The 24354-nt window shown below is 62.0% G+C and carries 23 protein-coding genes and 1 pseudogene; 14 read left to right on the plus strand and 10 right to left on the minus strand.

The annotated features are described in order from the left end of the window. Positions 1-44 precede the first annotated feature (44 nt). The 3 genes from hemF to ACK41V_RS20280 all read right to left on the minus strand — a co-directional run bounded on the left by hemF (position 45) and on the right by ACK41V_RS20280 (position 3145). Positions 45-1016, minus strand: coding sequence for an oxygen-dependent coproporphyrinogen oxidase (gene hemF, locus ACK41V_RS20270; protein WP_409785005.1), 972 nt, complete (start codon positions 1014-1016; stop codon positions 45-47). Further along, on the minus strand, positions 1016-2311 hold the full coding sequence (gene purD / locus ACK41V_RS20275) for a phosphoribosylamine--glycine ligase (RefSeq protein ID WP_409785007.1): 1296 nt from the start codon (positions 2309-2311) through the stop codon (positions 1016-1018). The genes hemF and purD overlap by 1 nt, the downstream gene beginning before the upstream one ends. A gap of 114 nt (positions 2312-2425) precedes the next feature. Beyond that, positions 2426-3145 carry a YebC/PmpR family DNA-binding transcriptional regulator gene (locus tag ACK41V_RS20280; protein WP_409785009.1) on the minus strand — a complete coding sequence of 240 codons (720 nt, stop codon included), beginning with the start codon at positions 3143-3145 and terminating at the stop codon, positions 2426-2428. A gap of 80 nt (positions 3146-3225) precedes the next feature. On the opposite strand from ACK41V_RS20280, the gene ACK41V_RS20285 reads away from it, so the two are divergent. The 7 genes from ACK41V_RS20285 (at position 3226) to ACK41V_RS20315 (ending at position 11225) form a co-directional block, all read left to right on the plus strand. Continuing rightward, positions 3226-4746, plus strand: a complete 1521-nt coding sequence (locus ACK41V_RS20285; protein ID WP_409785011.1) for a helicase HerA-like C-terminal domain-containing protein — start codon at positions 3226-3228, stop codon at positions 4744-4746. A gap of 230 nt (positions 4747-4976) precedes the next feature. Then, positions 4977-5768 carry a glycine-rich domain-containing protein gene (locus tag ACK41V_RS20290; protein ID WP_409785013.1) on the plus strand — a complete coding sequence of 264 codons (792 nt, stop codon included), beginning with the start codon at positions 4977-4979 and terminating at the stop codon, positions 5766-5768. A 189-nt stretch (positions 5769-5957) separates the two neighbouring features. Beyond that, positions 5958-6806 carry an enoyl-CoA hydratase-related protein gene (locus ACK41V_RS20295; RefSeq protein WP_409785015.1) on the plus strand — a complete coding sequence of 283 codons (849 nt, stop codon included), beginning with the start codon at positions 5958-5960 and terminating at the stop codon, positions 6804-6806. Positions 6807-7017: 211 nt separating this feature from the next. Beyond that, on the plus strand, positions 7018-8010 hold the full coding sequence (locus ACK41V_RS20300) for a threo-3-hydroxy-L-aspartate ammonia-lyase (protein WP_409785017.1): 993 nt from the start codon (positions 7018-7020) through the stop codon (positions 8008-8010). A 177-nt stretch (positions 8011-8187) separates the two neighbouring features. Beyond that, positions 8188-8832 (plus strand): uracil phosphoribosyltransferase, encoded by a 645-nt coding sequence (upp, locus tag ACK41V_RS20305; protein WP_409785019.1) that lies wholly within the window; start codon positions 8188-8190, stop codon positions 8830-8832. Between the two features lie 296 nt (positions 8833-9128). Next, positions 9129-10139, plus strand: coding sequence for a BMP family protein (locus ACK41V_RS20310; protein ID WP_409785021.1), 1011 nt, complete (start codon positions 9129-9131; stop codon positions 10137-10139). A gap of 120 nt (positions 10140-10259) precedes the next feature. Then, positions 10260-11225, plus strand: coding sequence for a 5'-methylthioadenosine/S-adenosylhomocysteine nucleosidase (locus ACK41V_RS20315; protein WP_409785023.1), 966 nt, complete (start codon positions 10260-10262; stop codon positions 11223-11225). 31 nt (positions 11226-11256) lie between these two features. On the opposite strand, the gene ACK41V_RS20320 is transcribed toward ACK41V_RS20315, so the two are convergent. Both ACK41V_RS20320 and ACK41V_RS20325 read right to left on the minus strand, forming a co-directional pair. Further along, positions 11257-11688, minus strand: a complete 432-nt coding sequence (locus ACK41V_RS20320) for a DUF4087 domain-containing protein (protein WP_409785024.1) — start codon at positions 11686-11688, stop codon at positions 11257-11259. A gap of 7 nt (positions 11689-11695) precedes the next feature. Beyond that, the gene (locus ACK41V_RS20325) at positions 11696-12571 is read right to left on the minus strand and encodes a glycoside hydrolase (protein WP_409785025.1); all 876 of its coding nucleotides are present in this window, start codon (positions 12569-12571) and stop codon (positions 11696-11698) included. Positions 12572-12750: 179 nt separating this feature from the next. On the opposite strand from ACK41V_RS20325, the gene ACK41V_RS20330 reads away from it, so the two are divergent. The 6 genes from ACK41V_RS20330 to ACK41V_RS20355 all read left to right on the plus strand — a co-directional run bounded on the left by ACK41V_RS20330 (position 12751) and on the right by ACK41V_RS20355 (position 18379). Further along, positions 12751-14292 carry an ABC transporter ATP-binding protein gene (locus ACK41V_RS20330; protein WP_409785026.1) on the plus strand — a complete coding sequence of 514 codons (1542 nt, stop codon included), beginning with the start codon at positions 12751-12753 and terminating at the stop codon, positions 14290-14292. Then, positions 14293-14883 carry a hypothetical protein gene (locus ACK41V_RS20335; protein WP_409785028.1) on the plus strand — a complete coding sequence of 197 codons (591 nt, stop codon included), beginning with the start codon at positions 14293-14295 and terminating at the stop codon, positions 14881-14883. It begins immediately after the preceding gene. A 73-nt stretch (positions 14884-14956) separates the two neighbouring features. Beyond that, positions 14957-16018: an ABC transporter permease gene (locus ACK41V_RS20340; RefSeq protein WP_409785030.1), complete on the plus strand. Its 1062-nt coding sequence runs from the start codon at positions 14957-14959 to the stop codon at positions 16016-16018. 2 nt (positions 16019-16020) lie between these two features. Then, complete coding sequence (locus ACK41V_RS20345) at positions 16021-16878, plus strand: GIY-YIG nuclease family protein (protein ID WP_409785032.1); 858 nt, start codon at positions 16021-16023, stop codon at positions 16876-16878. 107 nt (positions 16879-16985) lie between these two features. Further along, a complete protein-coding gene (locus ACK41V_RS20350) occupies positions 16986-17909 on the plus strand; it encodes an ABC transporter permease (RefSeq protein WP_409785034.1) in 924 nt (307 codons plus the stop codon). After that, positions 17906-18379 carry a hypothetical protein gene (locus ACK41V_RS20355; RefSeq protein ID WP_409785036.1) on the plus strand — a complete coding sequence of 158 codons (474 nt, stop codon included), beginning with the start codon at positions 17906-17908 and terminating at the stop codon, positions 18377-18379. The genes ACK41V_RS20350 and ACK41V_RS20355 overlap by 4 nt, the downstream gene beginning before the upstream one ends. 61 nt (positions 18380-18440) lie before the next feature. Here ACK41V_RS20355 and ACK41V_RS20360 read toward each other — a convergent pair whose 3' ends face one another. Beyond that, entirely contained in the window at positions 18441-18833 is a 393-nt protein-coding gene (locus ACK41V_RS20360; protein ID WP_409785038.1) for a VOC family protein, read from the minus strand. Between the two features lie 123 nt (positions 18834-18956). Between ACK41V_RS20360 and ACK41V_RS20365 the strand changes: the two genes are divergently transcribed. Continuing rightward, positions 18957-20225, plus strand: a complete 1269-nt coding sequence (locus ACK41V_RS20365) for an amidohydrolase family protein (RefSeq protein WP_409785039.1) — start codon at positions 18957-18959, stop codon at positions 20223-20225. Positions 20226-20472: 247 nt separating this feature from the next. Here ACK41V_RS20365 and ACK41V_RS20370 read toward each other — a convergent pair whose 3' ends face one another. From ACK41V_RS20370 to ACK41V_RS20385, 4 genes and pseudogenes are all read right to left on the minus strand, one after another. Beyond that, positions 20473-21114 carry a DUF1569 domain-containing protein gene (locus ACK41V_RS20370; RefSeq protein WP_409785040.1) on the minus strand — a complete coding sequence of 214 codons (642 nt, stop codon included), beginning with the start codon at positions 21112-21114 and terminating at the stop codon, positions 20473-20475. A 238-nt stretch (positions 21115-21352) separates the two neighbouring features. Further along, positions 21353-22555 carry a GGDEF domain-containing protein gene (locus ACK41V_RS20375; RefSeq protein WP_409785042.1) on the minus strand — a complete coding sequence of 401 codons (1203 nt, stop codon included), beginning with the start codon at positions 22553-22555 and terminating at the stop codon, positions 21353-21355. Between the two features lie 167 nt (positions 22556-22722). Then, positions 22723-24006 (minus strand): hypothetical protein, encoded by a 1284-nt coding sequence (locus ACK41V_RS20380; RefSeq protein ID WP_409785043.1) that lies wholly within the window; start codon positions 24004-24006, stop codon positions 22723-22725. A gap of 157 nt (positions 24007-24163) precedes the next feature. Further along, positions 24164-24354: pseudogene (locus tag ACK41V_RS20385) on the minus strand (hypothetical protein); the annotation flags it as partial.

The following is a 24354-nucleotide window of genomic DNA, read 5'->3' on the forward strand; positions in this document are numbered from 1 at the left end:
GCGGGCAGCTATTGAAATTATAGCTTTAGCGCTTCTCACGGCTTTCAGCATGTGCTGACAGCACCCACTGCGAGCCAATCGCGGCGCACCAAAAAGCGCTGCAAAAGCGCCGCTTCGGCCGAATCAGACGCATCCGAACGTTGGTACGACCAGGACACCAGCGGCGGCATCGACAACAAAATCGACTCGGTGCGCCCCCCCGACTGCAGGCCAAAGTGCGTGCCCCGGTCCCACACCAGGTTGAACTCGACATACCGGCCCCGGCGGTAGAGCTGGAAGTCGCGCTCGCGCTCGCCGTACGGCATGCCTTGGCGTTTTTCCACGATGGGCAGGTAGGCGTTCAGAAAGGCATCGCCCACCGACTGTGTCATGGCCAGGCTCTGGTCAAAGCCCAGCTCCGAGAAGTCGTCATAGAACACGCCACCCACACCGCGCTGCTCGTTGCGGTGCTTGAGGTAGAAGTATTCGTCGCACCACTGCTTGAAGCACGGGTACTTGTCGTCGCCAAAGGCACTGAGCGCATCGCGGCAGGTTTGGTGAAAGTGCACCGCGTCTTCCTCAAACCCGTAGTACGGTGTGAGGTCCATGCCGCCGCCAAACCAGCAGGTGGGTGCCTGCCCAGGGTGGCCTGCTGCAATCATGCGCACGTTCATATGCACCGTAGGCACATAGGGGTTGCGCGGGTGGAAGACTAGCGACACGCCCATGGCCTCAAACGGCGCACCCGCCAGCTCGGGCCGGTGCTGTGTAGCCGAGGGCGGCAGTTGCGGGCCGCGCACATGGCTGAAGCCACAACCCGCGCGTTCAAACATGCGGCCACCTTCCAGGATCTTGGTGATGCCGTCACCCTGCAGCGGCTCGCCGGGGGGTTTGCTCCAGGCATCGGCCAAAAAACGCGCCCCGCCCTCGCCTTCTACGGTTTCAAGCGCGTCAGTAATGCGCGCCTGCAGGCCCACCAGGTAGCTACGTACACGGCTCACCGTGCCGGCAGAATTCAAGGTCTGTTCGTCTGCCATCAGCTTTTCAGGGCGCGGAAGCCGATGTCGCGGCGGTACTGCGCGCCGTCGAACTGGATGCCACGCGCCACGTCATAGGCACGTTGCTGCGCCTGCTTGACGCTGTCGGCCAGCACGGTCACGCACAACACGCGACCGCCGGTCACGCTGACCACGCCATCCTTGAGCTGCGTACCCGCATGGAACACCACGGCATCATCCGCTTCGGCAGGCAAGCCGGTGATGGTGTCCCCCTTGCGCGGGGCTTCGGGATAGCCGTGGGCGGCCATCACCACACCCAGTGCAGTGCGGCGATCCCACTGCAGCTCGATCTGGTCGAGCTTGCCATCGGCCGCGGCGCCCATTACGTCGCAGAAATCGCTTTTCAGGCGCATCAGAATGGGCTGCGTCTCGGGGTCGCCCATGCGGCAGTTGAATTCGAGCGTCTTGGGATGGCCCTTGGCGTCGATCATCAAACCGGCATACAGGAAACCGGTGTAGGGAATGCCGTCTTTTTCCATGCCCCGGATGGTGGGCATGATGATTTCGCGCATGGCCCGGGCGTGCACATCGGCCGTGACCACGGGCGCGGGCGAATACGCGCCCATGCCGCCGGTGTTGGGGCCTTCGTCGCCATCTTTCAGTCGCTTGTGGTCCTGGCTGGTGGCCAGGGCCACCACGTTCTTGCCGTCGCACAACACGATGAAGGACGCTTCTTCGCCTTCAAGGAATTTCTCGATCACCACCCGCGGCAACGCCTTCCCATCTGCGCCTTCGTTGTGCGTCACGCCGTATTTGTTGTCTACCAGCATGAAGTCCAACGCATCGTGGGCCTCCTGCAGTGTCATGGCCACCACAACGCCCTTGCCAGCCGCCAAGCCGTCCGCCTTGATCACGATGGGCGCGCCCAGGCGGTCCACAAAGGCGTGGGCGAGTGCCGGATCGGTAAAGGTGTCGTAGTCGGCCGTGGGAATGCCATGGCGACGCATGAAGGCCTTGGAGAAGGCCTTGGAGCTTTCGAGCTGGGCAGCGGCCTTGGTGGGGCCAAAGATGCGCATGCTGTTGGCACGGAACTCATCCACCACGCCAGCAGCCAGCGGGGCCTCGGGGCCAACCACCGTCAGCGCAATCTTCTCGGCCTGGGCCCACAGGCGCAGTTCACGCACGTCGGTAATGGCCACGTTCTCGAGCTTGGAGTTCAAGGCCGTGCCACCGTTGCCGGGCGCCACATACACCTTGGTCACCTTGGGGGACTCGCTCAGTTTCCACGCCATCGCGTGTTCACGGCCGCCGCCACCAATCACAAGTACTTTCATAGGAACCTTTGGTGAACCCGGCCCGCAGCGCTGCGCTGCTGGGCGGGGTTCGGAGAAATATCAGTCGGAAAACGTGTCAGAGCAAGAAAAAAGCAGTGATCCAATGGTGCAGAGTCACAGTGCCGCGTTGTGATAAACCTCTTGCGTGTCGTCCAGGTCTTCCAGCACATCCAGCAGCTTCTGCATCTTGGCGGCGTCGTCGCCCGTCAATTCGATGGTGTTCTCAGCACGCATGGTCACGCTGGCCAGTTCGGGGACCAGGCCTGCGGCCTCTAGCGCGTTCTTCACGGCTTCGAAGTCGGCCGGGGCGGTCAATACCTCCACCGCACCATCGTCGTCGGTCACCACATCTTCGGCGCCCGCTTCCAGGGCCACTTCCATCACCTTGTCTTCATTGGTGCCGGGGGCAAAAATCAGCTGGCCACAGTGCTTGAACTGGAACACCACCGAGCCTTCGGTGCCCATGTTGCCACCGTGTTTGCTGAACGCGTGTCGCACTTCGGCCACGGTGCGCACCCGGTTGTCGGTCATCGTGTCGATCATGATGGCGGCGCCACCAATGCCGTAGCCTTCGTAGCGGATTTCTTCATACGTCAGGCCTTCGGCGTTGCCCGTGGCCTTGTCGATGTTGTATTTGATGCGGTCGGCGGGCATATTGGCCGCCTTGGCTTTGTCCACGGCCAGGCGCAAACGGGGGTTGGCAGACAGATCGCCGCCACCCGAACGGGCAGCTACAGTGATTTCACGAATGATGCGGGTCCAGATCTTGCCGCGTTTTTCATCCTGGCGCCCTTTGCGATGCTGGATATTCGCCCACTTACTGTGTCCTGCCACGAGAAGTCCTTTTGTATTGATTTAATCTACTGAGCGCGATTTTACTTTTTGCCTGACCGGCACCCCCGAGGAAACCCCAAATGGCCGAACCCCTGCTGATTGCCAAGCACGACACCATCGAATGCCACCTGCTGCCGGGCCTGGCCAACCGCCACGGGCTCATCACCGGCGCCACTGGCACCGGCAAGACGGTGACCTTGCAAACCCTGGCCGAAAATTTCTCGCGCATCGGCGTGCCGGTGTTCATGGCCGACGTGAAGGGCGATCTGACCGGTGCCAGCCAGCCCGGCAAGATCGGCGACAAGCTGGCCGCGGTGCTCAAGGAGCGGGGCCTGGAACCCCCTGCGTCCCTGGCCTGCCCCGTTACGCTGTGGGATGTGTTTGGCGAACAAGGCCACCCCGTGCGTGCCACGGTGTCGGACATGGGCCCGCTGCTGCTGGGCCGCATGCTTAACTTGAACGAAACCCAGCTGGGCGTGCTCAACCTGGTGTTCAAGATTGCCGACGACAACGGCATGCTGCTGCTGGACCTGAAAGACCTGCGCGCCATGTTGCAGTACGTGGGTGACAACGCCAAAGAATTCACCACCGAATACGGCAACGTGAGCGCTGCCAGCGTGGGCGCCATCCAGCGCGGGTTGCTGCAGATCGAAAGCCAGGGCGGCGAGCAGTTCTTTGGCGAGCCCATGCTCGACATCAACGACTTCATGCAGACGGTGGACGGCCACGGTGTGGTCAACATCCTGGCGGCCGACAAGCTCATGAACTCGCCGCGCCTGTACGCCACTTTTTTGCTGTGGATGTTGTCCGAGCTGTTCGAGCAACTGCCCGAAATCGGCGACCCCGATCAGCCCAAGCTCGTGTTCTTCTTCGACGAGGCCCACCTCTTGTTCAACGAAGCACCCAAGGTGCTGGTCGAGCGCATCGAGCTGGTGGTGCGCCTGGTGCGCTCCAAGGGCGTGGGGGTGTATTTCGTCACCCAGAACCCGCTCGACATCCCCGACAGCGTGCTGGCCCAGCTGGGCAACCGCGTGCAGCACGCTCTGCGCGCCTTCACCCCCCGCGACCAGAAGGCCGTCAAAGCCACCGCCACCACCATGCGGCAAAAACCGGGCCTCGACATTGAAACCGCCATCACCGAACTGGCCGTGGGCGAGGCGCTGGTGAGTTTTCTGGACGCCAAGGGCCGCCCCAGCATCACCGAACGGGTGTTTGTGCTGCCCCCGGGCAGCCAGCTTGGCCCGATCACGCCACAGCAGCGCAAGGTGCTGATGGCGGGCTCGCTGGTGGCGGGCGTGTACGAGAAGGTGGTAGACCGCGAATCGGCCTACGAAAAACTCAAGGGCCGCGCCGCCGAAGCCAGCGCACAGGCACCCGCCAATGGCAAGGGCACCCCCGCAAACTCTGAAGACAGCGGTGGCGGCCTGATGGGCGGCCTTAACGATGTGCTGTTTGGCAGCACCGGCCCGCGCGGCGGCAAACGCGACGGCCTGGCCCAGACCATGGCCAAGTCGGCCGTGCGCACCATGGGCACCTCGCTGGGCAAAGAGATCTTGCGCGGGGTGCTGGGCAGCATCTTCGGCGGCAGCAAACGGCGTTGAGCCTTTTGGGTGGGGCGCCGCACGCTCCACCCCACCGGCGTAGCCCAAGCTACTCCTCGCGCCCGGGTCGAGGACACCCGCCCCTCGGCCGCTTTAAAACACTCCGGTAGCCCGCCCGGTTCGGGCTGCAGGACGCACGCGTGACAATTTGACGACACACCGAAATGCGTCATCAATCAGTCATGTGACAGTCGTGAAATCGCGAGACATAACAACAAAAAGGAGGGACGATGAAACGATTCGAAAACCTGCTGCTGCGTCTGGGCGACAAGGTCATGCTGTTGGCCATCACGGTCTGGGTGCTGGCCTTCGCCGGGGTTTTTGCGGGCGCCTGGCGCTTGCGAGGGGTGTGGATTTTTTACGTCTTTGTCACCGTGGTCCTCATCGCCCTGGTGAAGCACTGGACCCAGTCCGTGCGCCAGAACCACATCCGCGAAGCCCCCCTGCCCCACTTCTTGCAGCGCAAGCTGCGCGAAACCTACCCGCACCTGAGCCCCCGCGACTGCGAACTGGTCGAACGCGGCCTGCGGCAGTTCTTCATCGCCTGCCTGCGCAGCAACACGCAGTTTGTGGCCATGCCCTCCAAAGCGGTCGACGCGCTATGGCATGAGTTCATTCTTCATACCCAGGCCTACAAACTCTGGTGCCGTGACGCGCTGGGGTTCTTCTTGCACCACACCCCCGCCGAGGCGCTGGGCAAAAAAGCCCGCCACAACGACGGCCTGCGCCGCGCCTGGTACTGGGCCTGCAAGGAGGAATCCATCGACCCCAAAGCCCCCAGCCGCCTGCCCCTGCTGTTTGCACTGGATGCCAAGTTCGCGATCGCAGGCGGCTTTACCTACGTGCCCGACTGCTCCCTCCTGGACCGCCAACGCGACGGGGGCGGCTGTGGCGGTGGCGGCACCCACTGCGGCACCAGCTTTTCGGACGGCAGCCACAGCGGCAGTTCGGGCGACTTTGGTGGGGCCGACAGTTCAGACGGCGGTGGGGATGGGGGCGGCTGCGGGGGTGGGGGCGACTGAACCGCCCATCCGGACCCGCACCCGCAACGGTCCGCCTACCGCGCATCGTCCACACCCTCCCCCGCCCCCTGCCTGAAACTCCTGTTTTTATAGCTATCAGCGCTTACTGAATAAGCGCTAGAGGCCAAAAACACCCAAAGTCACCCAGGCGACGACACTGCGCACGCCAGCAGGTCTACAGTGGCACCCATGAACACCCCCGCTCTCACCTGCTTCACCCTCAGCATCACCCACCACGTGGCCCACCTGGTTCTGAACAAGCCTGAGGCCCTGAACACCATGCACCCCACCTTCTGGCGCGAGCTGGACGCGGTGCTGGCCCAGCTGCACCAAGCGGGCGACGCGCGGGCACTGGTCATCAGCAGCACCGGCAAGCACTTCAGCGCGGGCATGGCACTGGAGACCTTTGGCGGCGCCATCACCATGGACGACCAAAGCCCCGAAGGCCGAGCCGCCATTTTTGACTCGCTCACCGACATGCAGGCCACCTTCACCCGCATCGAAAACCTGCGCATCCCCGTCATCGCGGCCATCCACGGCGGCTGCATTGGCGGCGCGGTGGACATGGTGACCGCAGCGTGCGTGCGCTATGCCACGGCCGACGCGTTCTTCTGCATTCAGGAGATCAACATCGGCATGGTGGCCGACGTGGGCACGCTGCAGCGGCTGCCCAAGCTGATCCCGCTGGGCGTGGTCAAAGAACTCGCCTACACCGGCCGCCGCCTGCCCGCGCAAAAGGCGCTGGGCTACGGCCTGGTCAACGAGGTGTTCGACACGCAGGAGGCCATGCTGGTCGCCGCCCTTCAGTGCGCGCAAGAGATTGCGTCCAAACCCCCCGTCGCCATCTGGGGCACCAAGCAGGCAGTGAACTACGCCCGCGACCACAGCGTGGAAGACAGCCTGCGCCAGATGGGCTGGCTGCAGGGCGCGATCTGGAGCAACCAGCACGTGCGCGAATCGGTCACGGCGATGAAGCAAAAACGCGCGGGCGACTTCCCGGCGCTGACGCCGCTGCAACGCTTCAGCGAGCTGGGTTGATCCCCCGATTGGCGCGCCGACAGGTCGGCGCTTGATCTGCTGCAGTGCGGACGGCCCGTGAAGGCAACCCCGCGGCCAATACATCAAAATTCATAGCTACCACCGCTTACTGCATAAGCGCTAGAGTCCAATTTGGCTTGAAACTTTGCGCCATGCAGCTATCATGAGGCAACCGGGGCCAGCGTGCGCCCCGGCACCCAGGGACGCCACCATGACCTTGCCCAGCCTCACCCCGCCCACCTACCAAGACGTGGCCGACGCCGCCCAGCGTTTGTCCGGCGTGGCACACCACACGCCCGTGATGCGCTGCACCACCATGGATGAGCGGCTGGGCGCCAAGCTGTTCTTCAAGTGCGAGAACCTGCAGCGCACCGGCGCCTTCAAGTTTCGCGGCGCATACAACGCGCTGGCCCAGTTCAGCGATGCGCAGCGTGAAGGGGGTGTGCTGACCTTCTCGGCCGGCAACCACGCGCAGGCCATTGCGCTGTCGGCGCGGCTGCTCGATATGCCCGCCCTGGTGGTAATGCCAGAAGACGCCGCCCATTCCAAGATGGCCGCCACACGCGAATACGGCGCCCAGGTCGTCACCTACAACCGCCACACCGAAGACCGCGAGGCCATCAGCCAACAACTGGCGCGCGAGCGCGGCATGACGCTGGTGCCCCCGTTCGACCACGCTCACGTCATTGCAGGCCAGGGCACCGCCGCGCTCGAACTGCTGCAAGAAGTGCCCGACCTGGACTACCTCTTTGTCTGCCTGGGCGGCGGCGGACTGTTGTCGGGCAGCCTGCTGGCGGCGCAGGCGCTGGCGCCACACTGCAAGGTGATGGGCGTGGAGCCCGAAACCGCCAACGACGCCCAACAGTCGTTGCGCGCCGGGCGCATTGTGCGCATTGACCACCCCCAAACCATCGCCGATGGTGCGCAGGCCCAGGCGCTGGGTGCGCTGACCTTCCCCATCATTCGCGACCACGCCGAAGACATCATTACCGTCAGCGATCAGCAGTTGATCGAGGCCCTGCGCTTTTTCGCCCAGCGCATGAAGATCGTCGTCGAGCCCACGGGCGCCCTCGCCTTTGCGGGCGCCCAGGCGTTCTCGGGCGAAGACAATGGTGCCAAGCTGCTGCAGGGCGAGCGCGTGGGCATCATCGTCAGCGGCGGCAATGTGGACCTGGCCCGGTACGCGCGGTTTCTAGCTGACTAGCTCCCCCCGAAGCGACTGCGTCGCCTCCCCCCAGGGGGCGGCCCCAGCGGCCCGGCAAAGCCGGTTCCGCGGGGCCACTGGCATTGGGCCGCGCCGGTTTTCACGGGCGGTGGCACAAGTACCGTCAAAATACCGCCACCGCTTATTTATCCATCCCCGCAGACCAAAGGCCGCGCCATGAGCACCGCTACCAACAACAACGTCACCGTCATCACCCACCCCCTCGTCCAGCACAAGCTCACCTTGATGCGCAAGAAGGACGCCAGCACCAACAGCTTTCGCCGCCTGCTGGGCGAGCTGAGCACGCTGATGGCGTACGAAGTCACACGCGACATGCCGCTGCAGGACGTGCAGATCGAAACCCCGCTGGAGACCATGACCGGCCAGATGATCGACGGCAAGAAGCTGGTGCTCGTCTCCATCCTGCGCGCGGGCAACGGGTTTCTGGACGGCATGCTCAACGTGGTGCCTGGTGCCCGCGTGGGCCACATCGGCCTGTACCGCGACCCCGCCACGCTGCAGCCCGTCGAGTATTACTTCAAGATGCCCGCCGAAATGGACGAGCGCGACATCATCGTGGTCGACCCCATGCTGGCCACCGGCAACTCGGCCGCAGCGTGTGTAGATCGACTCAAAAAGCTCAACCCGCGCTCCATCAAGTTCGTCTGCCTGCTGGCCGCCCCCGAAGGCATCGCCACCATGCAAAAGGCCCACCCCGACGTGCCGATCTTCACCGCCGCCATCGACCGCGAGCTGAGCGACCACGGCTACATCTTGCCGGGCCTGGGCGATGCGGGCGACCGGATTTTTGGCACCAAATAAGCGCACGCGCCGCTACCACGCACCAGCCACCGCAGGGCCTTGCCGCCTGGCGGTGGCTTTTTTCATCGCTTGGCCGCTCTGCGTTGCACAACAGTCAATTTGGAACCCTACCCTGGTGGGGTGCCCAAGCCCGGTGTCAGGATGCGCAACACGCATGCACCATTTTTTTACCAACTGGTGGCTTTCCTCTGGCAGACTTGCCGCTGGTTTGCAGTTACACAGCCGCCGACTGGCGCGCTCCTTGCTTGGTAGCAGCACACCCAACCTCCTTGTTTGCTTGTCTGAAGGACCCCACCATGACCACTCGCCGCATCTTCACCGGACGCCTGCTCTGCACCTCCATGGCCCTCTCGGCCGCCATGGCGATGGCGCCCTCTTTGGCCACAGCGCAGTCCAAGATCAAGGTCGCGGCGATCTACACGGTGCCTTTTGAGCAGCAATGGGTCAGCCGCATCCACAAAGCCCTGAAGGCCGCCGAAGCACGTGGCGAGATCGAATACAAGGCCAGCGAAAACGTCAGCAACGCCGACTACGAGCGCGTGATGCGCGAATACGCCACGGGCGGCAACCAGCTCATCCTGGGCGAGGCGTTTGCGGTCGAAGCCGCTGCCCGCAAGGTGGCCAAGGACTTCCCCAAGACATCCTTTCTGCTCGGCTCGTCCGGCAAGCCGCAGGCGCCCAACTTCAGCGTGTTCGACAACTACATCCAGGAACCCGCGTACCTCAGCGGCATGATCGCGGGCGGCATGACCAAGTCCAACAAGATCGGCATGGTTGGCGGTTTCCCTATTCCTGAGGTCAACCGCCTGATGCACGCCTTCATGGCTGGCGCCAAAGAGACCAATCCCAAGGTCGAGTTCACCATCACCTTCATCAACAGCTGGTTCGACCCACCCAAAGCCAAAGAAGCGACCTTTGCCATGATCGACAAGGGCGCGGACGTGCTCTACGCAGAGCGTTTTGGCGTGTCTGATGCCGCCAAGGAAAAAGGCAAACTCGCCATCGGCAACGTGATCGACACCCAGCCGCAGTACCCCGACACCGTGGTCGCATCCGCCATCTGGCACATGGAGCCCAGCATTGACCGCGCGCTGAAGCTGGTCAAGGAAGGCAAGTTCACGCCCGAGGACTACGGCCCGTATTCGATGATGAAACACAAGGGGTCTGAACTCGCACCGCTGGGCACGTTCGAGAAGAAGATCCCTGCCGATATCGTGGCCAAGGTCAAGGCCAAGCAGGCCGACATCCTGGCGGGCAAGTTCACCGTGAAGGTGGACGATAGCCAGCCCAAGTCCACGGCCAAGTAAACGCCGGATGCAGCGGGCGCCTTGCCCGCTTTCTTTCTGTGCGCAGGCCACCCCAGCAAAGCGGTGGCCTGTTTGCTTTTACGCTCACCTCAATTTCTTTTCTGACGAAGCACACCCACCATGCATGCACTCCACACCTCCAAGCCCTCGCTGATCTCCCGGTGCTCCCGCTTGGTGAGCGCACTGGCCTTTGCCGCCGTGGTGGCAGGCTGCGCGGCCACGGCCCCCGGCAAGACAGCGGTGCGGCTGGATGACACCCCACGCATCGCCGTCATCTCCGCCTTCGCCCCTGAACTGACGGTGCTACTGCCTAAAGTGCAGCAACCCGCCAAGCACAGCGTCAACGGTGTGGAGTTCACCACCGGCACGCTCGAAGGCAAGCCCGTGGTGGTGTTCCTCTCGGGCATCAGCATGACCAACGCGGCCATGAACACGCAGCTGGTGCTGGACCGCTTCAACGTGAGCCACGTGGTCTTCAGCGGCATCGCGGGCGGCGTCAACCCCAGCCTGCACATTGGCGACGTCACGGTGCCCGCGCAGTGGGGCCAGTACATGGAATGGCTGATGGCGCGTGAAGACAAACCCGGCCAGTACAGCGCCCCCGCCTGGATGAAAAGCGAGCTGACGATGCCCGCCTTCGGCATGATGCACCCCCGCCCGGTCGAGGTGCGGTCTGCCTCCAGCCCCAAGCTCAGCAAGAAGTTCTGGTTTGAGGCCGACCCGAAGATGCTGGCCACCGCGCGCAGCCTGCAGAACGTAGGCCTGGAGCATTGCCTGGCCGCCACCTGCCTAAAACAGCGCCCACAACTGGTGGTGGGCGGCAGCGGTGTCTCAGGCCAGGCGTTCGTAGACAACAAAGCCTTCCGCGAATACGCCTTCAAGACCTTCGAGGCCAACGTTCTGGATATGGAAACCGCCGCCACGGCCATGGTGGCGCACAGCAACGGCGTGCCGTACATCGCCTTTCGCTCGCTGAGTGACTTGGCGGGAGGTGGCGAGGGTGAAAACGAGATGGGCATCTTCATGGGCCTGGCAGCGGCCAATTCGGCCAAGGTGCTGCAGGCGTTTCTACGCAATCACCATTAAGAAATAGCAGGAATTTTTTGATAATTGAAAATCACTTCAGAGGATTAAATGGCTCAACTTCATTTATTTTTTTGTCCGTACGGCATAGCTTTGTAGGCTTGGAGACGGTTTTTTCAATTACCAACACTCTTCGGGTCTCCGAGTCGAATTTTCCAAAAATACATAAACATCCGTAACCATAGCTGCCTGTACCCGTTTGAACCCATTGTCCAGCAGAAAATTTAGGCCAAGCGCCTTCTGCTTTATATTCACCTTGCTGTGCAACGAGCCATACCCCAGCGGTGTCAGTAAGCTCTGCATTACCAGGCGATGGATTATCGAACCAACCGCAGCGAAGTTCTGAATTTTTTAACGAACTGTCAGCGTGAGTAAAGCTCAAAAGAATAAAAAAATTAGAAACACCAAAAATTAGAGAAAAAAACAATCTTCTTGATGATATTTTTGAAAAATTAATATCACGCATAAGAAATTCAGCCTTTCTTTGAAATCTTCGATGCTAACAGTACCTTTTCAAACTGCTGTGCAATTTCGGCAATGTCATTTGCATGATCCTCTCCATTGACCATAGCTCGAGCACCACTATAATTTGAAGCCTGAGAATTAAAATATTGAGAAAATCTTTTTCCATTGGCAAATCCGGCACCTGTACGCATACCAATTGACATCAAATTGTAGGCGACCTCAGGATTTTTTGCCAATTCTGGATTAACAAGCAAATCAAGTCCACGTCCCAAGTTCACGCCAGCTTTTGCATAATTTGACCACCAAGTTAATTGAGCATATCCTCTTCCAAAATATACTTGCTCGACACCATCATCATCACTATAAGTTTTGTGAACCGCTCCCCCAGGAGGTGTCCCCATAACAGCTTTTTTTGTTATTAATTTTATTCGACCAACAGGGGATACATTAAATTGATCCCCGTCATATTCCGTGATTTTGACAGCCCCGTCTGGCAAAACCTTAACTTTCACAGGATCATAATATCTTCGTCCCCGGCCGCGGCCCACTTCATCGACCGGCGCCATGGTCATCAACCATTTTCTTTCTTTTACAATGACGGGGGACCCATCCTTACCAACCAACTGCTTTCCGTTTTTTCCAATGACTGGTCGACTAACTGATGTTGGGTAGGTGGTTTCCCAGAATACGGTAGCGAGCATATATGCCACTTGGCGAACATCGTTGATACCAGGATCTCGTTCAATCATACCGAGGAGTTGCAACATACTAGGGATTGCAGCCACATTATATCTACCATTTTTCGAAAAATGGATCGCAAATTCTTTCTGGAAAACACCTCTATCGTATAAGCCAGCATGAGTAAAATCTATTTTTTCCGCCATGATTTGAAATAATATTTATTTGTTAAAAAACTTCGAGGATGGTAGCGATTTACTCAACAAAAATTTTCATGGCCTCTGTTTCAATTCGAAAACATTGTGACAATAAGTCTTCCGACGAATTCTCATAAGGCAAAGCGACACCGTACCAGCTGCTCGCTACAAGTCAGTGGGTCTACTCAATGACAAACAATGTGCTCTCGCTGAATCGCATCACCAAACGCTTCGGCAAACTCGTCGCCAATGACAGCATCAGCCTGACCCTGGCACGTGGCGAGGTGCTGGCCCTGCTGGGCGAGAACGGTGCGGGCAAGTCCACGCTGATGTCCATCCTGTTCGGGCACTACGTGGCGGACGCGGGCAGCATCGAGGTCTTCGGTCAACCCCTGCCGCCCGGCCAGCCACGCGCCGCGCTGGCGGCGGGCATTGGCATGGTGCACCAGCACTTCACGCTGGCCGACAACCTCACGGTGCTCGACAACGTGCTGCTGGGCACCGAGCCGCTGTGGCAGCCTTTTTCGCGCCGCAGCGCCGCACGCGCCAAGCTGCTGGCAGTGTCGCAGCAGTTTGGTTTACCTGTAGATGCCGATGCGCGCGTGGGCAGCCTCTCTGTGGGCGAGCGGCAGCGGGTCGAAATTTTGAAGGCGCTCTACCGGGGTGCGCGCATCCTGATCCTGGACGAGCCCACCGCCGTGCTCACCCCGCAGGAGAGCGAGGCCCTGTTCGACACCCTGGCGCAGATGGTGGCGCAGGGCCTGTCCATCATTTTCATCAGCCACAAGCTCGCCGAGGTGCTGCGCGTGTCGCACCGTGTGGCCGTGCTACGCCAGGGCAAGCTGGTGGCCGAGGCGCCTGCGGAGGGTACGACCCAAGGGCAACTCGCGCAGTGGATGGTGGGCCATGCGATTGAGGCCGCCGAGCGCCGCCCTGCACGAAGCGTGGGCGAGCCGGTCTGCACGCTGCATAACGTCAACACAGTCCCCACCGGCCGCGACCGACTTCACAACGTGTCACTCACGCTTCGTGCGGGTGAGATCGTCGCCATTGCTGGCGTCAGCGGCAACGGCCAAGTGGCGCTGGCCGATGTGCTGTGTGGTGTGCGCGCCGCCACATCAGGCCAGGTCACGCTGCGCGGCGCGCCCCTGCAAGCCCGGCCCGCGTGGCTGGTCAGCCAGGGCGTGGCCCGCATCCCCGAAGACCGGCACGCCGTAGGCGTAGTGGGCGACTTGCCCGTGTGGGAAAACGCCGTGTCCGAACGCCTACGCAGCCACTGGTTTGCGCACCCGTGGTTCAAGGCCTTCTGGGTCAAGCGCCGCGCGGCGCGCCAGCACGCGCAGCGGGTGGCCGAGACCTTTGATGTGCGTGGCGGCGGGCCGGATACGCCAGCGCGGTCGCTGTCGGGCGGCAACATGCAGAAGCTCATCCTGGGGCGGGCGCTGATGCCGCCGCAGGACGCGGCAGGTAACACCGCACCTGCCCCGCAGCTCATCGTGGCCCACCAGCCCACCTGGGGGCTGGACATTGGTGCCGTGATGTTTGTGCAGGAGCAGCTCATTGCAGCGCGCGATGCGGGCGCGGCGGTACTGCTGATTTCGGACGACCTGGATGAAGTGCTGGCGCTGGGTGATCGCGTGGCGGTGATGCATGACGGGCAGCTGAGCGAGGCACGGTCTGTTGATACTTGGACGCGCGAGGCGATTGGACTCGCCATGGCAGGGGCATGAATGTTTAAAAAACAACTCCAGATCAACAAATATCTGAATCCAAAAAATTTCAAAGATTTATTTATCGGTTATGTAATTTTTTGCACGCTGCTGTCCATTTCCATTCCCGAAGGTATTATTTTTTTCCATGAATTCATACAGCCATTCACAGAGGTCATGTGCAAAATCCTCCCTGGAATTGAATCACTAGCAAGGCTGTCAAAAACACCTTTAGCTATTAGGGGCTACTACAGCTTTCAATGGGCACTACTTCCATATCTTTTGTACAAAAATTTTGAGGTAATAAAACCAAAAAATTCCCCAACAAGCAGCATAAGATTTTCAAAAACTAAAATTTTTCAGTTGGTTTTTTACATGGTTTTTCTGCTTTGCATATCCGTTCTGATGGTTTATATGCTGGCCTTCCATGTACACACCTCGCAGGATATTACCAATACCATGCCGCGAGGACGAGGAGAGGGGTTAGCGATGGCATTGACTAACAAATACACGGCGGGACTTATTTCGAGCATCCTGCATCTTACTGTTGCAACTTTATTTTCCGCACCGATTCTCATAGCCCGAGGAATATTAAATCGGCCAGCGACCTAATACCCTATTGACAATTATCTCGTCGGTTCACGTCAAAAGAAGTAAACCATCTGTTCTCCAATAGCCTATCTAGATGAGACTCGAAAAACGCAACCACACTTCCCCCGCCGCCTACCTGCTGGCCCCGGTGGGCGCCGTGGTGTTCACCATGCTCATCAGCGGCCTGCTGGTGCTGTGGGCCGGGGCACCCGTGGGCCGCACCTACGCGCTGCTGCTGCAAGGCGCATTCGGCTCGGTGTTTGCGCTGACCGAGACGTTGACCCGCGCCACGCCGCTGATCCTGACCGGGCTGGCGGCGGCTGTGGCGTTCCGCGCGCGGTTGTTCAACATTGGCGCCGAAGGCCAGCTCTATGCCGGGGCGCTGGCCGCCGTGGCCGTGGGCGGCATGCATGGCGGCACGGGACTGGAGTGGTCGCCCTACCTGCTCTTCCCGCTCATGATGATGGCGGCCGCGCTGGCGGGGGCCGCGCTGCTGCTGGGCCCGGCGCTGATGAAGGCACGGCTGGGCGTGGACGAGGTCGTCACCACGCTACTGCTCAATTTCATCATGCTGCTGCTCGTCTCGGCCCTGCTCGATGGGCCGATGAAAGACCCGCTCTCCATGGGCTGGCCGCAGAGTGTGGCTCTGCAGGGCGGCATGGAACTGAGCAAGCTGGTGCCGCAGACGCGGCTACACACGGGGTTGCTTTGGGCCGTGTCTCTGGCTGTCATCCTGTGGGCACTTCTGGCGCGCACGGTACCGGGGTTTGACATCCGCGCCGCTGGGGCCAATGCGCGCGCTGCGGCGTTTGCCGGTGTGCCCATCACGCGCACTGTGGTGTTGGTCGCTCTGCTCTCAGGCGGGCTGGCGGGGCTGGCGGGGGCTATTGAGGTGGCGGGCCGCACCAGTTATGTGACGCTGGACATGTCGCCCGGCTACGGCTACAGCGGCATCGTGATTGCCATGTTGGCGGGGCTGCACCCGCTGGGCGTGATCGCAGCGGGCACCTTTGTGGCGGGCGTGCTGGTGGGGGCGGACAGCATGAGCCGCGCGGTGGGCGTGCCGACCTACATTGCCGATGTGATCGTGGCGACCTCGCTGATTGCGGTGCTGGTGGCGGGGTTGCTCACCCAGTACCGCGTGCGGTGGAGGTAGCCATGACCGCCACCGCAAGCCCAGCGGGTCACGTGTACGTTTTGACGTCCCCGCAGAGTCGTTTCATCAAGATTGGCGGCACCATCCATGCCCCCTTGAAGCGCATCCGCGAAATCAATGCCTGCGAGCCATACAAAAGCCTGGGGCCATGGACCTTGCACGATTTCCGACAAGTCACCGACTGGCGCAGCGTGGAGTACCGCGTGCACTACGCATTGCGCAGCAAACTCGTGCTATCCATCCCGGGACAAAAGGAACTTTTCGAAGCGACCGCCAGCGACGTGTCTGCCTATTTAGCAGGACTGGACACTTCGCTGATCATCAAAAAGCCTCAGATTGATCGCCTGTTCCAAGAAACACAGCTGGCGATCTTCGTAGAGAAATTGTTTCGCACGGCGGCATTGCTCAATTGGCTTGATCTGCAAGGCGGCTGGACCTTTAGCCTTTTTCCTGCGACCAGCGGCGGACGCTACTACACGCTGAACATTGGACGACACGAAGTGGCCTTCTCCGCTTTCGCGAACAAAGACCGCCCTTTGACGCACATGATCTACATGGACCAACTGGTTCAAGATTTCGACGAACCCTGCGCCTGGCTGATGGCGCACGATGGCAGCTTCCACAACGACAGCTACGCATCCGGCAAAGAGCATTCCACTGCCGCCATATTTGGCGGTAGCTTCGACGAAGCCACCGAGTTTCTCGACCTTCCGGGCGTACGCCGTGCGATCCTGGCGTACTGGGGTGAATCGCTGGTGGAGATTCAGGAGCGAGGGAGCCTGAGCGTTTTTGCACGCTACCACCACTGGAACGCGGTGGCTGAGCTCCATCGCAGAATCCGCAGCACGGACAAGTGCTAGCCAAGAGTGAGGCATTCCATGAGTATCAAGCCAAATTGGCCTCTAGCGCTTATCCATCAAGCGCTAGCAGCTATCAAAATCGAAGCACTCAGCACCGAGGCGGGCAAATGACCGATCTGCTCGACATCCTCGCCAACCCCGCCTTCTGGATCGCCACCCTGCGCGTGGCCACGCCGCTCATCCTGGGCACGCTGGGGGTGCTGCTGTGCGAACGCGCGGGTGTACTCAACCTGGGCATTGAAGGGATCATGGTCGCAGGCGCTTTCACCGGCTGGCTGGCGGTGTATGCGGGCTACGGGCTGTGGACGGGCGTGCTGGTGGCGGCGCTGACCGGGGCGGTGTTCGGGCTGCTGCACGCGTGGCTCACCGTGGGGCTGGCGCTGTCGCAGCATGTGTCGGGCCTGGGCATCACGCTGCTGGCCACTGCGCTCAGCTACTACGGTTATCGAGTCAGCTTCCCCAAGGTGAACACGCCTCCCACCATCGAGCCGTTTGCGGCGATGGAGTGGCTGCCGATTTCTATCCTCTCTGCGCAGACCCCGCTCACACTGCTGGCCCTGCTGCTGGTGCCGCTGCTGGCCTGGGTGCTGCTGCGCACGCCGCTCGGCTTGGCCGTGCGCATGGTGGGCGAGAACCCGCAGGCGGCCGAGGGCCAGGGCATCTCGGTGGCGGCCACGCGCACAGGCGCCATCTTGGCGGGCTCGGCGCTGATGGGCGTCGCAGGGTCGTTCCTCACGCTGTCGGCGTTCAACGCGTTTTTCTTCAACATGGTGAACGGGCGCGGTTGGATCTGCGTGGCGCTGGTGGTGTTTGCCTCGTGGCGGCCGGGCAAGGCGTTGCTGGGCGCCCTGCTGTTTGCCTTCTTCGATGCGCTGCAGTTGCGGCTGCAGCAGGCGGGCGATGCGTGGCTGCCGTACCAGGTGTATTTGATGCTGCCGTACCTGCTTTCCATCCTGGCGCTGGTGCTGGTGGCGCGCAAGGCCGCGTATCCGCAGGCGCTGATGAAGCCGTATCGCAAGGGAGAGCGATGAAGCTTGTTACGCATACGCTGGCCCGTTGGCTGGCCCCGGCTCTGCTGGCCTGCGCGGGCCAGGCGCACGCGCTGGGGATGGACATGCCATATGAATCCTTTGCCACTGCGCCGGATGTGGACTGGATCAAGGTCTGCGGTGAATGGCCAGCCCCAAGCCCCACTGGCGAAGCGCGTGGCGTGTACCGGATCGTGCACGCCACGCGGTATGGGCAGTCGTTTGTTTACCTGCAGTGGATCGTGCGCGACGGCAATGACAGCGCCAGCGAAGTACACACCCGAGGCTTTGCAGCCATCAACAACGACCATGCCGAATTAACACTCAGCCAGATGAACTGCCAGCCCACGCGCCGAGGCATTCGTTTTACCGCGCGGGCGGAGTCGGGCCATGGCGACGGTGCGTTTCGGATCACCATCGATGCAGGGCACAAGCCGGGCGATGTGCGTTTTCGCACCACGCAAAAGCGCTAGCACGCCGCCCGCCATGTCGTTGGAAAAAAACTGTCTCTCTTCCTGCTGCGGCAACGGCGCCTCAAGCGGCTGGTGGCCCCATGGGCGTACACAGCTCCACCAGCGCCCCGTTGATATCGGCCACATAAGCCACGGTCTGGCCCCAGGGCATCTGCTCGGGCGCCTGCACAAGCCGCGCGCCGGCATCCACCGCGCGCTGCACGGCGGCGGCCACGTCGGCCGTGGTGAACGCGATCTCGAAACTGGGCGCATCGGCCGACGCGCGCTGCGGGTTCTTGCCCAGCTCGGCCATCAGCCGCAGCGACGAGAAGGCCAGCGCGGTGGCGCCGGTGTCCAGCTCGCCGAAGTCCCCCGCCTCGTGCACAAAGCGGCGCGTAAAGCCAAAAGCAGCTTCGTAAAAAGCGATGGTTTTGGGAACGTCTTCGACGTAGAGAATCGTGTAGCCAAATTGCATGAGAGCTGCCTTTGTAAGAATGGATGCGCTGAACGTTGATGCGCTAAGCGAGACCCGGAGCTTAGGCACAGAGTCCGCTCAAGTCTTGAAAAAAACCGACACCCCACATTAACCGCCCACGCCATGCTCGACCTGCTCATCACCCACGCCACCCTGCCCGACGGCCGCCAGAACATGTCGATTGCCGTGCAAGGCGGACGCATCGCCGAAGTGACCGAGGGCCTGCAAGCCCCCGCGCACGAAACGGTGGATGCGGGGGGCCTGCTGGTGAGCCCGCCGTTTGTGGACGCGCATTTCCACATGGACTCGGCCCTGAGCTACGGCCAGCCGCGGGTGAACGAAAGCGGCACGCTGCTGGAAGGGATTGCGCTGTGGGGAGAACTCAAACCCACGCTGACGCACGACGCCATCGTCGAACGCGCCCTGCGGTACTGCGACATGGCCGTGGCGCGCGGGCTGCTGGCCGTTCGCAGCCATGTGGACACGAGCCATCCCAGCCTGCTACCGGTGCAGGCCTTGCTGGATGTGAAGCAGCGCGTGGCGCCCTACCTGGACCTGCAGCTGGTCGCCTTCCCGCAAGACGGCGTGTTGCGAGCGCCCGGCGGGCTCGACAACCTGAAACGCGCGCTGGACCTGGGGGTGGACGTGGTGGGCGGCATTCCGCACTTCGAGCGCACCATGGCCCAAGGGGCCGAGAGCGTGAAGATCCTGTGCGAACTGGCCGCCGATCGCGGCAAACGCGTGGACATGCACTGTGACGAATCCGACGACCCGCTGTCACGCCATGTAGAAGCCCTGGCGTTTGAAACCCAGCGCCTGGGCCTGCACGGCCGCGTCACAGGCTCGCACCTCACCTCCATGCACAGCATGGACAACTACTACGTGAGCAAACTCATCCCCTTGATGGCTGAAGCCGACTTGGGCGTGGTGGCCAACCCGCTCATCAACATCACACTGCAGGGCCGCCACGACACTTACCCCAAGCGTCGCGGCATGACCCGCGTGCCCGAGCTGATGGCCGCAGGCCTGACCGTGGCGTTTGGCCACGACTGTGTGATGGACCCCTGGTACAGCGGCGGCAGCGCCGACATGCTGGAGGCCGCGCACATGGGCCTGCACGTGGGCCAGATGACCAGCCAAGCCGCCATGCGCCAGTGTTTTGAGGCGGTCACCACCCACCCTGCCAAGTTGCTGGGCCTGGAAGGCTACGGGCTCGTACCCGGCGCGTTTGCCGACTTTGTGCTGCTGCACGCGCGCAACCCGGTGGAGGCTATCCGCCTGCGGGCGACGCGCCTGGGCGTGTGGCGGCGCGGTCGCTTGCTGGCCAGCAACCCGGCACCCGTGGCCCAACTGCACCTGACAGGGCGGCCGGGCAGCGTGAGTTTTACGTAAAAACGCCTGATTGGGCGTTTGCCTCCGATCGACCGTTCGCCCTGAGCCTGTCGAAGGGCTGTTCGCAAAAAGCGCTCTGGCTTCGACAAGCTCAGCCCGAACGGTTTGGGCGAAAACCAAGGCAGGTAGAAAATCAAGTAAAAACGGGCTCTAGCGCTTATTCAAAAAGCGCTATTAGCTATTTAATCGATAGCAAAATACAGCATTACGCTCTACCCGGAGCACCCCACGACGGCAAGCGTCCCGATCAGCCCCGCACGTCAAACGCTGACAGGTGATTGGCCAGGTGCATGGCGTGTGCGTGCTCGTACTGCGTTTTGCTCAAGGCGCCGTAGGCAAAGTGGGGGTGCAGCGGCCCGGCGTGGGTGGCAAAGTCCTGCACGGCCTTGCGCAACCGCACCAGTGCCACCGATGCGTCTGGCGTGGACGCATCCAGCGCAGGCGCGCCCGGGATAGGCTCTGCCAGGTTGTGGCTCATGCGGCCGCGCAGGGCAAACACTCCGAAGGCTGCAGAGCCCAGCGTGTTCTGGAACAGCGCGGACTTGGGGGCCGGAAAGCCCTGTAGCGAAAATTCGATGCTCTGCGCGCAATGCTCCAGCGTTTGGGACCAGTTCCAGACCGTGGCGGGCGCCAGTGCGCTGACTGACGCACTGGCACTGGCACCGGCAAGGCGGTCCACTTCCCGCATCGCATCGCCCAGGGTGCCAAAGACCAGTTGCCGGTCATTGCCTGGCTGGTGCAACAGGTAACCGACCCCAGCGGCAGCGACCACGCCGAGCGCGGCCAAGCCTGTGCCAGATTTCAGGAAGGTTCTGCGCGGGGTGTCGGGCACGGACGGCGCAGCTTGGGATGTGGCGCCTTCGTCGCTGCCGTTGGAGGTCGCTGGCATAGGGGTGGTGATGTGCAAGGGTTGGATGTGGGCCCATGGCATTTTGTGGCCGCGCGGTCCTGTCGGCGCTGTCGCTGCCACGCAGTTTGCGGCGCGGGGGTCGGCCAGCCGACATACGCCGCGATTCAGTCCTGTCAAACCGCTGCAGGTCGGTTCAAGCAGGCGGTGGCAGTTGCTCTCAAGCGCCTTCACAGCCACCCGGGCCATCAAGCGCCCAAGCACTCAGGCATTCAGGCACTCACGCAGCGGTCATTGCCACAGGCACTTCGGGCGCTGCGGGTTTCACCAGCATTTCGACCCGGTTGCGACCCCGCTCTTTGGCAAGGTACATGGCCTCATCGGCCCGCTGCAGCGCCGCGTCCGCGGTGTCACCGTCGGCGCACAGGGTCACGCCCACGCTCACGGTCAGGTGGATGGGGCGCTGGTCGGTGACCAGGGGTTGCGCCTCTACCAGCGCGCGCAGGCGCTCTGCCACGGCAATGGCGCCACCGCCGCCTGCGTTGGGCAAAAAGATGGCGAATTCTTCACCGCCCAGGCGACCGAGCACGTCTTCATTGCGCAGGCAGCGGTTGGCCAGCACCACAAAGTGGCGCAGCACATCGTCACCCGCCCGGTGGCCCCAGGTGTCGTTCACCCGCTTGAAATGATCCAGATCCATCACCAGCACAGGCACCACTGTTTGGGTGCGCTCGGCACTGCTGATGGCCTTGTCCAGCAGGGTCAGAAAAGCACGGCGGTTGAACACGCTGGTCAGCGGATCCACTTCGGCCAGGTGGCGCAACTCGCTGGTGATGAACTCGTTGGCCAGAATGAGCGCCCCAAACCCCAGCAGCACCACCGCCACGATGGCCTCCAGCACCACAAACTGCGACAACTGCGCCACCAGACTGACATCCACCTGCCCGCTCGCCGTTGCGGGCACCGCCAGCTTGAACAACACGGGCCGCAGCAACAAGAACGTGCCATGCAACCCGGCCACCATGGCAAACAAATACCGCGCAGGCACGCGGCGCATGCCGCCCTGGGCCAGGGTGTGTCCGGTCAGCAAAAAGTAGATGCCTGACCCCAGCCCCGCCAGCAAAAAGCGCATGCCCGGGTGGGGTTGCACCGCCGTGAAATAGACCGCTAGCGAGATCAAGGCCCCAATGCCCACCACTGCATAGATGTGGGACAAGGGCCGCCGCCCCATGTACATCCGGCTGGCCAGCAGGCAGAAGTACGCGGCCATGGATATCGCCCCTTGCGAGATCACAACGGCCAGCACCTCGGGAATCTGGTCTCGCACCAGCAGGCTGACACTGAACACCGATCCAAACAGAAACGAGAGCATCCACAGGCGCAAGCCCGGAATGGTCTTGTTGAAGAACCACACGGCATAAAGCACCGAAGTGATCAACGCCGTGAGGATGGCGGCAAGGGTGAGGAGTGTGGGGCTGTGCACAGAAGGGTTGTGACGGGCGGGACGCCTTGAATGTTAACCGGGCACTTAACGAATTTGCGGCGTTCTGCCATGTTGTTGCGCCGTTGTTGTTTGCCCCGCATTCTGCGAGGTGCCTTGATGTGGGGGACCTGGTCGCAGCGACGTCTGTGGCAACCAGCGCGCGCAGGTCACCCCACCACGTTGCATTCCCTGCGCAGCAGCGCCAGCGCGTCGTGCAGTTGGTAGTCACTGTCGCTGGTCAGCGTTTTTTCAGCCTCCTGCACGAACGAGGTCCACAGCGTGGTGTAGTCCTGCTGGTAAGCACCAGCGGCATGTGTGCGGATGAAGTCAGCGGCCAGCGCGGGTTGCCAGCCCGACTTGCGGATCTTGCGGATGAGACTGGCGGCCGTTTTCTCGGTCAACAAGGTCTTTTTGGGGGCCCCTGCGGCCAGGCACACGAACAGGGTGAGGAGCGAGTGCTCATCGTCATTGCCCTGGGTCGTTTTCGTCCAGGTCTTGCTGGCGGGCAGGGGCGGCTCACCGCCCTCCTCCAGCGCATCGAGGCTGCGGTGGTAGTTGTCCACCTCGGCCAATGGGTCGTCCAGCAAAAAGTACCGGGCCCGAAACGTGCCAGTGGGCCGCAGCAGCGTGCGTGGCGGGGTGGCGCCATCCAGCAACCGCGGCATATCGGCCAGTACGGCAGCGGACTGGGCCAGCATCACCTCGCGCAGTTCGGGCGGCACACCGGCAGGCAGGCGCAAGGCGGTAGCAGGCGGTTGCTTTTTCTTGCGCAGGGCCACGAGCAGTTTTTCGAAGCTGGCGGCGTTGGGCCACTCGCCCAAGGCCATGGCTTTGGGCGCCAGCGCCTGCAAAACCAAGCCGGTGCGGATGACGGCCTCGGCGTCGGCACCCGCGGCTTCCAGCTCGTCGGTATCCAGGTCGTACTGCTCCGCCAACCACTGTGCGGCAGCAATGGCCTGTGCAATCTGCGTGCGGCGGGCCAGCTCGGCGCGGTAGTCTGAATGGTTGCGCAACGACCACACCGCCAGCAGCGGGGTCTCTGCATCGGCGTACCCAGCCATGCCAAAGTTGCTGCTCTCGGGCAGCGCAATCAGGCGCTTGAGCATGTCGGACCCGCCCTTGGAGCGCGACAGAAACGAATGGTCGCGAAGCGAGATCGCTGCCTCGTGCAGATCGCCCCCGGTGGTGTCCAGCAAGTACAGGCTGATGAGGTTGACCATGCGGTCACGCGCCTTCTCCAGCTCAGGACGCAAAAACTCGCTGCCAAAGTAGCGCGCAATCTGCACCATGCCCTTGGGCGCATCGGCGTTCATGGCCGCGAGCTTGTCGGCACCAATAACGCCATGCTGCACTCCATAGGCCAACGCCTTTTCAAAGAACGGGCGGGCGTCGTGGAGTTGCAGCGCGTTGCCCCCCGCAATCTGGGTAGAGAACTTTTCGTCGGTGGTCATTTAGTGAGCCACTCACGCAGCCGTTAAAACTGGCGCAGCGAAGGCCAGCGCCCCCGCGCAAGGGCCGCCCCGCCGCGCTGGGGGCGTCCCCCTCCCGCATTGCGCAGCAATGCGAGAGAGGGGTGAAGGCGCGAAGCGACTCAGGGGGTGTTTCATCTCAAATAGCGGATTCTTCGTCGGAGGCGCGTGCTGCAGGCGTGGCCTTGCCTCGGTCCGTGTCGCTGGTTTCAAACTTGCCGTCGTCTTCCTCGGCAGGTTCGTCGCCCTCTTCCAGGCCCAGGTCAAACGCCCGCGCCTTGGCGCGCAGCACCAGCAGGGTTTCGATGAACAAATCGCGGCATTCGTAGC

Source organism: Acidovorax sp. (genome assembly GCF_046291265.1).
Lineage (GTDB): Bacteria > Pseudomonadota > Gammaproteobacteria > Burkholderiales > Burkholderiaceae_C > Acidovorax.